The organism is Pseudomonas sp. zjy_15 (assembly GCF_043101865.1).
Classification (GTDB): domain Bacteria; phylum Pseudomonadota; class Gammaproteobacteria; order Pseudomonadales; family Pseudomonadaceae; genus Aquipseudomonas; species Aquipseudomonas putida_Y.
In genome coordinates, this window is record NZ_JBICII010000095.1 from 115,103 (window position 1) to 125,457 (window position 10,355).

The window sequence follows — 10,355 nt, forward strand, 5'->3', positions numbered from 1 at the left end:
CAGGGATGGGCGCTTCGCCCATTTTTTATTTGCACAGCATGCACGAGGGGGTTCAGGTGTCGAGCAAGCTAGAACAGTTGCAGGCCTTGTTGGCCCCGGTTGTCGAGGGTCTGGGCTATCAGTGCTGGGGGATCGAATACGTTTCCCAGGGTAAGCATTCGGTACTGCGCATCTACATCGACAAGGAAGGCGGTATTCTGGTGGACGACTGCGAAGCGGTCAGCCGTCAGGCCAGCGCAATCCTCGATGTAGAAGATCCAATCAGCAGTGAGTACACCCTCGAGGTGTCTTCTCCAGGCATGGATCGCCCACTGTTCACGCTGGAACAGTTTGCCTCGCATGCCGGCGAACAAGTGAAGATCAAGCTGCGCTCACCCTTCGAGGGTCGTCGTAACTTCCAGGGCCTTCTCCGCGGTGTGGAGGAGCAGGATGTGGTGGTCCAGGTGGACAATCAGGAGTTCCTGTTACCGATCGACTCGATCGACAAGGCCAATATTATTCCCAGTTTTGACTGAGACGTGCCGGGCCCGGCGGACTATCCGGGCCCAATGGCTTGCGCAAGGCGAGGCGTACGATGAGCAAAGAAGTACTGCTGGTTGTTGAATCGGTATCCAACGAAAAAGGTGTACCGCCCGGCGTCATTTTCGAAGCGCTGGAAGTGGCCCTGGCCACTGCAACCAAAAAACGTTTTGAAGACGAAGTCGACCTTCGTGTGGAAATCAACCGCCACACGGGTAGCTACGAGACTTTCCGTCGCTGGACCGTGGTCGACGAAGCCGATCTTGATGATCCGGCGATCGAGACCTGGCTGGACAAGATCAAGGACACCCACCCTGAAGCCAAGGTCGGTGACGTGATCGAAGAGAAGATCGAGTCCATCGAGTTCGGTCGTATTGCCGCCCAGACCGCCAAGCAGGTCATCGTGCAGAAGGTCCGTGAGGCCGAGCGTGCCCAGGTGGTCGATGCCTACCGTGAGCGCGTTGGCGAGATCATCTCCGGTACCGTAAAAAAGGTTACCCGCGACAACGTCATCGTTGACCTGGGCAACAACGCAGAGGCCTTGCTGGCCCGCGAAGACATCATTCCGCGCGAAACCTTCCGTGTTGGCGTGCGCCTGCGTGCGCTGCTCAAGGAAATTCGCACCGAAAACCGTGGCCCACAGCTGATCCTGTCGCGCACCGCGCCGCAGATGCTGATCGAGCTTTTCCGCATTGAAGTGCCGGAAATTGCCGAGGGCCTCATTGAAGTCATGGCTGCTTCCCGTGATCCGGGTTCGCGAGCCAAGATTGCCGTCCGCTCCAAGGACAAGCGTATCGATCCGCAAGGTGCCTGCATTGGCATGCGTGGTTCGCGCGTCCAGGCCGTATCCGGGGAGCTGGGTGGTGAGCGTGTGGATATCGTCCTTTGGGACGATAACCCGGCGCAGTTCGTCATCAACGCCATGTCGCCGGCTGAAGTCGCGGCGATCATCGTTGATGAAGATGCCCATGCCATGGACATCGCCGTCGCCGAGGACAACCTGGCCCAGGCCATTGGCCGTGGCGGTCAGAACGTTCGCCTGGCCAGTCAGTTGACCGGCTGGACCCTGAACGTGATGACCGAAAAGGACATCCAGGCCAAGCAACAGGCCGAAACCGGTGACATCCTGCGCAATTTCATCGAAGAACTGGAAGTCGACGAGGAGCTGGCCCAAGTGCTGGTCGACGAAGGCTTCACCAGCCTTGAAGAAATTGCCTACGTACCGTTGGAAGAAATGCTCAACATCGATGGCTTTGACGAAGACATCGTCAATGAGCTCCGCGCTCGAGCCAAGGACCGTTTGTTGACCAAGGCCATCGCTACCGAAGAAAAACTGGCAGACGCCCACCCGGCCGAAGACCTGCTCTCCCTTGAGGGCATGGACAAAGACCTGGCGGCTGAACTGGCGGTGCGCGGCGTGGTTAACCGCGAAGACCTGGCCGAGCAGTCGATCGACGATCTGCTCGACATCGACGGCATCGACGAAGAGCGTGCCGGCAAGTTGATCATGGCCGCCCGAGCCCACTGGTTCGAGTAATTAGGCGCGGCCTGAGGAGAGAAGTGCATGACGCAAGTCACGGTGAAAGAACTGGCCCAAGAGGTCGAGGCACCGGTAGAGCGCCTGCTGCAGCAGATGCGTGAGGCAGGTCTGCCGCACACCGACGCCGGTCAGGTAGTGACCGACAATGAGAAGCAGACCCTGCTGACTCATTTGAAAAGCAGCCACAAGAGCAAGGCGGAAGAGCCGCGCAAGATTACCTTGCAGCGCAAAACCACCAGCACCCTGCGTGTCGCCGGTAGCAAAAGCATCAGCGTAGAAGTACGCAAGAAGAAAGTTTTCGTTCAGCGCAGCCCTGAAGAAATCCAGGCTGAGCAGAAGCGTGAGCAAGATGAGCGCCGTGCGGCTGAAAATGCCGCTCGCGACAAGGTCGAGGCCGAAGTTCGCCAGCGCAATGAAGAGCAGGCTCGCCGTCAGGCCGCCGGTACCGCTGCAGCCGCCCCTGCGCCTGCCGCCAAGCCAGAGCCGGCTCCTGCCGCTGCTCCGGCCCCGGTAGTCGCAGACGCCCCGGCTTCTGAAGACGCCGCAGCCCGTGCTGCCGAGCGCAAGAAAGACGAGACCCGTCGCAACGAAAGCCGTACCCGTGATGACGACCGTCGTCGTGGCGAGGCGCCTCGCGTGTCGATCAAGGTCAAGGTCAAGGAGAAGGAAAAAGCGCCGACTCCGCGTGCCGCTCCCCGCACTACTGACGAAGAGAGCGATGGCGCTCGTCGTGGTCGTGGTGGCAAGAGCAAGCTGAAAAAGCGTAACCAGCATGGCTTCCAGAACCCGACCGGCCCTGTCATCCGTGACGTGACCATCGGCGAGACCATCACGGTCTCCGAGCTGGCCAACCAGATGTCCGTCAAAGGCGCTGAAGTGGTCAAGTTCATGTTCAAGATGGGCACCCCGGTCACCATCAACCAGGTGCTCGACCAGGAAACCGCTCAGTTGATCGCCGAAGAGCTGGGCCACAAGGTCACGCTGGTCAGCGACACCGCCCTGGAAGACTCCCTGGCCGAATCGCTGAAGTTCGAAGGCCAGACCGAGTCGCGTGCGCCGGTGGTTACCGTCATGGGTCACGTTGACCATGGTAAGACCTCGCTGCTCGACTACATCCGTCGTGCCAAGGTTGCCGCTGGCGAAGCCGGTGGTATTACCCAGCACATCGGTGCCTACCACGTGGAAACCGACCGCGGCATGGTCACCTTCCTCGATACCCCAGGTCACGCTGCGTTTACCCAGATGCGTGCCCGTGGTGCCAAGGCGACCGACATTGTCATCCTGGTGGTGGCGGCGGACGACGGTGTGATGCCACAAACCCGCGAAGCCGTTCAGCATGCCAAGGCAGCCGGTGTTCCGCTGGTCGTTGCGGTGAACAAGATCGACAAGCCAGGTGCTGACCTCGATCGCATCCGTAACGAGCTGTCCGTCGAAGGCGTTACCTCCGAGGACTGGGGTGGTGACACGCCGTTCGTCAAGGTTTCGGCGAAGATGGGTACCGGTGTCGACGAACTGCTCGAAGCCGTGCTGCTGCAGGCCGAGATCCTCGAACTGACCGCTACCCCGACCGCGCCAGGTCGTGGTGTGGTCGTCGAATCGCGCCTGGACAAGGGCCGTGGCCCGGTGGCGACCATCCTGGTTCAGGACGGTACCCTGCGTCAGGGCGACATGGTCCTGTGCGGTTCCAACTATGGCCGCGTACGCGCCATGCTCGACGAGAACGGCAAGCCTGTGAAGGAAGCCGGCCCGTCGATCCCGGTCGAGATCCTCGGCCTGGACGGTACTCCGGAAGCCGGTGACGAGCTGTCCGTGGTTGCCGACGAGAAGAAAGCCCGTGAAGTTGCCCTGTTCCGTCAAGGCAAGTACCGCGAGGTCAAGCTGGCCCGTGCTCACGCCGGCAAGCTGGAAAACATCTTCGAGACCATGGGTCAGGAAGAGAAGAAAACCCTCAACATCGTTCTCAAGACCGATGTGCGTGGTTCTCTTGAAGCGCTGCAGGGTTCGCTCGGCGGCCTGGGCAACGACGAAGTGCAAGTGCGCGTGATTGGTGGTGGCGTCGGTGGTATCACCGAGAGCGATGCCAACCTGGCGCTGGCTTCGAATGCAGTACTGTTCGGCTTCAACGTGCGTGCCGATGCCGGTGCGCGCAAGATCGTCGAGCAGGAAGGTCTGGATATGCGTTACTACAACGTGATCTACGACATCATCGAAGACGTCAAGAAGGCCCTGACCGGCATGCTCGGCAGCGATGTTCGCGAGAACATCCTGGGTGTCGCCGAAGTACGTGACGTGTTCCGTTCGCCGAAGTTCGGCGCCATCGCTGGCTGTATGGTCATCGAGGGTACCGTGTACCGCAACCGTCCGATCCGCGTACTGCGCGATGACGTTGTGATCTTCGAAGGCGAGCTGGAATCGCTGCGTCGCTTCAAGGACGATGCTTCCGAAGTCCGTTCGGGCATGGAGTGCGGTATTGGCGTCAAGAGCTACAACGACGTCAAGGTCGGCGACAAGATCGAAGTCTTCGAGAAAGTCCAGGTGGCTCGTACCCTTTAAGGGCGAGCGAGCCGCAAGCGCCTGCTACAGGGCGGCTTGCGGTACCTCTTCAGGTAGCGCCCGGTCAGGCATTCGTCTGTCCGGGCGTTTGCCGCTTTAAGTTACAGGTAGCAAGAATGGCCAAAGAATATAGCCGTACCCAACGTATTGGCGATCAGATGCAGCGCGAGCTGGCCGAGCTGATCCGTCGCGAAGTCAAGGACCCGCGTGTCGGTCTGGTGACCATCACCGCCGTGGACGTAAGCCGTGACCTGGGCCATGCCAAGGTGTTCATCACCGTCATGGGCGAGGAAACCCCGGATGCCGTGCAGCAGTCGCTCAAGGCATTGAATAGCGCCGCCAGCTTCCTGCGTCTGCACCTGGGGCGTTCGATGCAACTGCGCAGCGTGCCGCAGCTGCACTTCCATTTCGATGAAAGTGTCAGCCGTGGTGTGCACCTGTCGGCGCTGATCGAGCGTGCAGTGGCCGAAGACCGCCTGCACAAGGATGCCGACGAGTCGGACACCAAGGAGTAAGCGGTGGCCCAGGTCAAACGTATCCGCCGCAATGTCAGCGGCATCATCCTGCTCGACAAGCCGCTGGGCTTCACTTCCAATGCCGCCTTGCAGAAGGTGCGTTGGCTGCTGAATGCGGAAAAGGCCGGCCATACCGGTAGCCTCGACCCGCTGGCGACCGGCGTGTTGCCGCTGTGTTTCGGTGAAGCGACCAAGTTTTCGCAGTACTTGCTCGATTCCGACAAGGGCTACGAAACCGTCATGCAGATGGGGCAGACTACCAACACCGGCGATGCCGAGGGTGAGGTGCTGCAGACCCGCGACGTGACCGTTGGTCGCGCCGACATCGAGGCGCTGCTGCCACGTTTTCGCGGCCCGATCAGCCAGATACCGCCGATGTACTCGGCGCTCAAGCGTGATGGCCAGCCGTTGTACAAACTGGCACGTGCAGGAGAGGTAGTGGAGCGCGAGGCGCGTTCTGTTACTATTAACCGCTTGGAGTTGCTCGAGTGCGAAGGCACCCGTGCACGGCTGAGCGTAGGATGCAGCAAAGGTACCTATATCCGCACGCTGGTGGAGGATATCGGTGAAGCCCTTGGTTGCGGCGCCTATGTCGCCGAGCTGCGCAGGACCCAGGCAGGGCCCTTTGCGCTGGCACAGACGGTCACCCTCGAGGAACTCGAACAGGCCCATGCCGAAGGTGGCAACGAAGCGCTCGACCGCTTCCTGATGCCATCGGACAGCGGGCTGCAGGACTGGCCGTTGGTCAGCCTGTCGGAACACAGTGCGTTCTACTGGCTGCATGGGCAGGCGGTACGCGCGCCGGACGCGCCACAATTTGGCATGGTCCGGGTACAGGATCACAATGCGCGCTTCATCGGTATCGGTGAAGTGAGCGAAGACGGGCGCATTGCGCCGCGTCGGCTGATTCGGTCGGAATGACCGAAACCGCGGGGCCAGGCAGTTGCCGAGCCCCACGGCATCAAGGGTGGCTGTCAGTAGGCACGGTCACACCTTTTTTATTAATACAGGGATTTGTCCCTGGCCTATTGGACCCCGCATGCGGGATCCGTTATCAGGAGAAGCCAAATGGCCCTCAGCGTTGAAGAAAAAGCTCAGATCGTTGCCGAATATCAGCAAGCCGCCGGCGATACCGGTAGCCCGGAAGTGCAGGTTGCTCTGCTGACCGCCAACATCAACAAGCTGCAAGGCCACTTCAAGGCCAACGATAAAGACCACCACTCCCGTCGTGGTCTGATCCGTATGGTCAACCAGCGTCGTAAGCTGCTGGATTACCTGAAGGGCAAAGACACCACTCGTTACAGCGCCCTGATCGGTCGCCTGGGCCTGCGTCGCTAATAGCGGCCTGGTCAGTGGTGTGCGTGGGGTGTCGCAGGCTTCGGCAGGGCTGTTTTGCAGCGCTGCCGTTGGACATGCCACGCGTATCTCCGAGGTTGGCAGCCTGGCTATGCTGAGCGGTTTTTCCGCTTGGTGCCAGGCTCCCAGCCTCGTGTTGTATCTGGACGGTCAATGGGGCCGATTCCCCGTTCTGCCCAAGAATTCGCAAGAAACCAGTTCCCCCAAGAGCCACTGAAAAAGGTAGGAAACCGTGAACCCGGTAATCAAGACTTTCCAGTTCGGTCAATCGACCGTCACTCTCGAAACGGGCCGTATTGCCCGTCAGGCAACCGGCGCCGTGCTGGTTACCGTCGACAACGACGTCACCGTGCTGGTGACTGTGGTAGGCGCCAAACAGGCTGATCCAGGCAAGGGTTTCTTCCCGCTGTCGGTTCACTACCAGGAAAAGACCTACGCCGCTGGCAAGATCCCAGGTGGCTTCTTCAAGCGTGAAGGCCGTCCTTCCGAGAAAGAGACGCTGACCTCGCGCCTGATCGACCGTCCGATCCGTCCGCTGTTCCCGGAAGGCTTCATGAACGAAGTGCAGGTCGTCTGCACCGTGGTTTCCACCAGCAAGAAGACTGATCCGGACATCGCTGCGATGATCGGTACCTCGGCTGCCCTGGCCATTTCCGGTATTCCGTTCGAAGGCCCGATCGGCGCTGCCCGCGTTGCCTTCCACGAAAGCACTGGCTACCTGCTGAACCCGACCTACGAGCAGCTGGCTGCCTCGAGCCTGGACATGGTCGTTGCCGGTACCTCCGATGCTGTACTGATGGTTGAGTCGGAAGCTCAAGAGCTGACCGAAGACCAGATGCTGGGTGCCGTACTGTTCGCCCACGACGAATTCCAGGCTGTTATCCAGGCTGTCAAAGAGCTGGCTGCCGAAGCTGGCAAGCCGACTTGGGACTGGAAACCTGCCGTTGCCAACACCGAGCTGTTCAATGCTATCCGCGCCGAGTTCGGCGAAGCGGTTTCGCAGGGTTACACCATCACCGTCAAGGCCGACCGCTACGCGCGTCTGGGTGAGCTGCGTGACCAGGCGGTTGCCAAGTTCTCCGGTGAAGAAGGCCAGCCTTCGGCTTCCGAAGTAAAAGACATCTTCGGCGAAATCGAATACCGCACCGTTCGCGAAAACATCGTCAACGGCAAGCCTCGTATCGACGGCCGCGACACCAAGACTGTACGCCCGCTGAACATCGAAGTGGGTGTGCTGCCAAAAACTCACGGTTCGGCACTGTTCACCCGTGGCGAAACCCAGGCCCTGGTCGTTGCGACCCTGGGTACTGCCCGTGATGCCCAGTTGCTGGACACCCTCGAAGGCGAGAAGAAAGACCCCTTCATGCTGCACTACAACTTCCCACCGTTCTCGGTAGGTGAGTGTGGCCGCATGGGCGGTGCTGGCCGTCGCGAAATCGGCCACGGCCGTCTGGCCCGCCGTTCGGTTCAGGCCATGCTGCCTGCTGCTGACGTGTTCCCGTACACCATCCGCGTGGTTTCGGAAATCACCGAATCCAACGGCTCCAGCTCCATGGCTTCGGTCTGCGGTGCATCCCTGGCCCTGATGGACGCCGGTGTGCCGATGAAGGCGCCGGTTGCCGGTATCGCCATGGGCCTGGTCAAGGAAGGCGACAAGTTCGCAGTCCTGACTGACATCCTGGGTGACGAAGACCACCTGGGCGACATGGACTTCAAGGTAGCCGGTACCGCCAAAGGCGTCACCGCGCTGCAGATGGACATCAAGATCAACGGCATCACCGAAGAGATCATGGAAATCGCCCTGGGCCAAGCCCTGGAAGCGCGCCTGAACATCCTCGGCCAGATGAACCAGATCATTGGCCAGTCGCGTACCGAACTGTCGGCCAACGCCCCGACCATGATCGCGATGAAGATCGACACGGACAAGATCCGCGACGTCATCGGTAAAGGCGGCGCCACCATTCGCGCCATCTGTGAAGAGACCAAGGCTTCGATCGACATCGAAGACGACGGCTCCATCAAGATCTTCGGCGAAACCAAGGAAGCGGCAGATGCTGCCAAGCAGCGCATCCTGGGCATCACCGCTGAGGCCGAGATCGGCAAGATCTACGTCGGCAAGGTTGAGCGCATTGTCGACTTCGGCGCCTTCGTCAACATCCTGCCTGGCAAGGACGGACTGGTGCACATCTCCATGCTGAGCGATGCTCGCGTCGAGAAAGTCACCGACATCCTGAAAGAAGGCCAGGAAGTCGAAGTGTTGGTACTGGACGTGGACAACCGCGGCCGTATCAAGCTTTCGATCAAGGACGTTGCTGCGGCCAAGGCCTCGGGCGTTTAAGCGACACACGCTACAGAGAAAGGGCCCTTCGGGGCCTTTTTTCATGGGCGACGGGAACCTTTTGCGGACTTGCATCTTGCATGCAGGTTTACCGCGCTGATTGCAAAATGCACGACCATCGAAGTGATGTTTTTTTGCTAACTGATTGATTTAAAAGGAAATAATAGAAGTGGCAAAGCTGGCACAGCCCGTGCAACTACCTTCATACCTGCCGCCAGGACATACGGCGCAGACCTTTCGAAAAACAGGAGTGACCCACATGAAGAAGTTCGCCATTGCTGCCGCTACTGCTACCGCTCTGACCCTGACCATGGCTAACGGTGCATTCGCCGCTGAGCCAACCCAGGCTCCAGTCATGTTGGCGGCCAACACCGTTGACAACGCCAAGCAAGAGGGCTCCGACACTTGGATCACTACCAAGGTCAAAGCTGACCTGCTGACTGAAAAAGGTATCCCAGGCAGCGACATCAAAGTCGAGACCAGCCAAGGTGTTGTGTCCCTGTCTTCTGACGTGAAGGTTACCGAATCGCAGAAAGAAGAAGCGGTACGCATTACCAAGAACATCAAAGGCGTCAAGAGCGTGATGTCTGACGGCCTGAAAGCCGAATAAGGAATGTCCCGTCGGCCAAATGGATTTGGCCACCTCCATCAAAGCCCTGGCCCGTGCCAGGGCTTTGTCTTGCGCTCAATACACCGGGTTGCGCGCGATCACATCGCTTTCGAAGCATTCCTGCTCAAGGATCAGCGGTTCCACCAATGGCCGGCTGTCGCGAAAGTGCGCGGTCTGGGTATGCGCTTCATACGCAGCATCATCGCGGTAGATTTCGTAGAGATAGATCAGCTCCGGGTCGACCCGATCCTGCGACACATCGAACACCAGGCAGCCTGGCTCACTCGCCACGGAAGCTGCGGCATTGACTTTGATTGCACTCAGGAACGCGTCGGCGCATCCAGGTTTCACTCGGGTCTTGATGAACAGGCTATACACAAAGGGCTCCTTTTGTTTTAAATTCAATAATTAATTGTATACAAAAGTGGAGCTCCGCCAATGTCCGAATTGCCTGCACGCCCTGGCCGCCTGAATGGCCTGCGCCACATCGCCCTGCTGGTGCCCAACCTGGAAGAATGTGAACGCTTCTACGTCGATGTGCTGGGTATGGAAGTGCTGAATCGCGCCAATGAGGACCTGGTGTACCTCACCTGCGGTAACGACAACCTGTCGCTTGGGCGTGGGGCAGGAGCGGCCAACGGGTTACAGACCCTGGATCACTATGGATTCATTGTCGACAGCGTGGAGGAGTTGGAAGCCTGGTACCAGTACTTCAAGGCTCATGGCGTGACCTTGCTCGACCGACCGTTCAATCACGGTGACGGCGCACGCAGCTTCCACCTGTTGGACCCGGCTGGGAACAAGGTTCAACCGCTGTATCACCCGGCAGTGTCGGGGCAGCGGTTGGTTTGAAACCCGTGCTGGCCTCTTCGCGAGCACGCCCGCTCCCATAGGTATTGCGCAGGTCCGAGGTTGTGCGCCATC

General features: G+C 59.6%; 10 protein-coding genes. 9 read left to right on the forward strand and 1 reads right to left on the reverse strand.

Features of this window, described 5'->3' with window-relative positions; all coding sequences use genetic code 11:
• Positions 1-56 precede the first annotated feature (56 nt).
• The 8 genes from rimP (at position 57) to ACF8EF_RS17405 (ending at position 9,431) form a co-directional block, all read left to right on the forward strand.
• Positions 57-515 (forward strand): ribosome maturation factor RimP, encoded by a 459-nt coding sequence (gene rimP, locus ACF8EF_RS17370; protein WP_003249960.1) that lies wholly within the window; start codon positions 57-59, stop codon positions 513-515.
• 59 nt (positions 516-574) lie between these two features.
• Positions 575-2,056 carry a transcription termination factor NusA gene (gene nusA, locus ACF8EF_RS17375; RefSeq protein WP_003249963.1) on the forward strand — a complete coding sequence of 494 codons (1,482 nt, stop codon included), beginning with the start codon at positions 575-577 and terminating at the stop codon, positions 2,054-2,056.
• Between the two features lie 27 nt (positions 2,057-2,083).
• Positions 2,084-4,612: a translation initiation factor IF-2 gene (gene infB / locus ACF8EF_RS17380; protein WP_176685375.1), complete on the forward strand. Its 2,529-nt coding sequence runs from the start codon at positions 2,084-2,086 to the stop codon at positions 4,610-4,612.
• Between the two features lie 116 nt (positions 4,613-4,728).
• Positions 4,729-5,127, forward strand: coding sequence for a 30S ribosome-binding factor RbfA (gene rbfA / locus ACF8EF_RS17385; protein WP_003249967.1), 399 nt, complete (start codon positions 4,729-4,731; stop codon positions 5,125-5,127).
• Positions 5,128-5,130: 3 nt separating this feature from the next.
• Complete coding sequence (truB, locus tag ACF8EF_RS17390) at positions 5,131-6,048, forward strand: tRNA pseudouridine(55) synthase TruB (RefSeq protein WP_003249968.1); 918 nt, start codon at positions 5,131-5,133, stop codon at positions 6,046-6,048.
• A 147-nt stretch (positions 6,049-6,195) separates the two neighbouring features.
• Positions 6,196-6,465: a 30S ribosomal protein S15 gene (gene rpsO, locus ACF8EF_RS17395; RefSeq protein WP_003249971.1), complete on the forward strand. Its 270-nt coding sequence runs from the start codon at positions 6,196-6,198 to the stop codon at positions 6,463-6,465.
• A 250-nt stretch (positions 6,466-6,715) separates the two neighbouring features.
• Positions 6,716-8,821, forward strand: coding sequence for a polyribonucleotide nucleotidyltransferase (gene pnp / locus ACF8EF_RS17400; protein ID WP_014859357.1), 2,106 nt, complete (start codon positions 6,716-6,718; stop codon positions 8,819-8,821).
• Between the two features lie 259 nt (positions 8,822-9,080).
• Positions 9,081-9,431, forward strand: a complete 351-nt coding sequence (locus ACF8EF_RS17405; protein WP_021784324.1) for a BON domain-containing protein — start codon at positions 9,081-9,083, stop codon at positions 9,429-9,431.
• Between the two features lie 75 nt (positions 9,432-9,506).
• Here ACF8EF_RS17405 and ACF8EF_RS17410 read toward each other — a convergent pair whose 3' ends face one another.
• Positions 9,507-9,809, reverse strand: a complete 303-nt coding sequence (locus tag ACF8EF_RS17410) for a putative quinol monooxygenase (protein ID WP_209963397.1) — start codon at positions 9,807-9,809, stop codon at positions 9,507-9,509.
• 60 nt (positions 9,810-9,869) lie between these two features.
• Here ACF8EF_RS17410 and ACF8EF_RS17415 point away from each other — a divergent pair, with 60 nt between their 5' ends.
• A complete protein-coding gene (locus ACF8EF_RS17415; RefSeq protein ID WP_010955354.1) occupies positions 9,870-10,283 on the forward strand; it encodes a VOC family protein in 414 nt (137 codons plus the stop codon).
• The last annotated feature ends 72 nt before the right edge of the window (positions 10,284-10,355 follow it).

Excerpts from the sequence above, each read along its gene's own strand:
- nusA (WP_003249963.1), top strand. The coding sequence starts at position 575 with ATGAGCAAAGAAGTACTGCTGGTTGTTGAATCGGTATCCAACGAAAAA.
- infB (WP_176685375.1), top strand. The coding sequence starts at position 2,084 with ATGACGCAAGTCACGGTGAAAGAACTGGCCCAAGAGGTCGAGGCACCG.
- rbfA (WP_003249967.1), top strand. The coding sequence starts at position 4,729 with ATGGCCAAAGAATATAGCCGTACCCAACGTATTGGCGATCAGATGCAG.
- rpsO (WP_003249971.1), top strand. The coding sequence starts at position 6,196 with ATGGCCCTCAGCGTTGAAGAAAAAGCTCAGATCGTTGCCGAATATCAG.
- ACF8EF_RS17405 (WP_021784324.1), top strand. The coding sequence starts at position 9,081 with ATGAAGAAGTTCGCCATTGCTGCCGCTACTGCTACCGCTCTGACCCTG.
- ACF8EF_RS17415 (WP_010955354.1), top strand. The coding sequence starts at position 9,870 with ATGTCCGAATTGCCTGCACGCCCTGGCCGCCTGAATGGCCTGCGCCAC.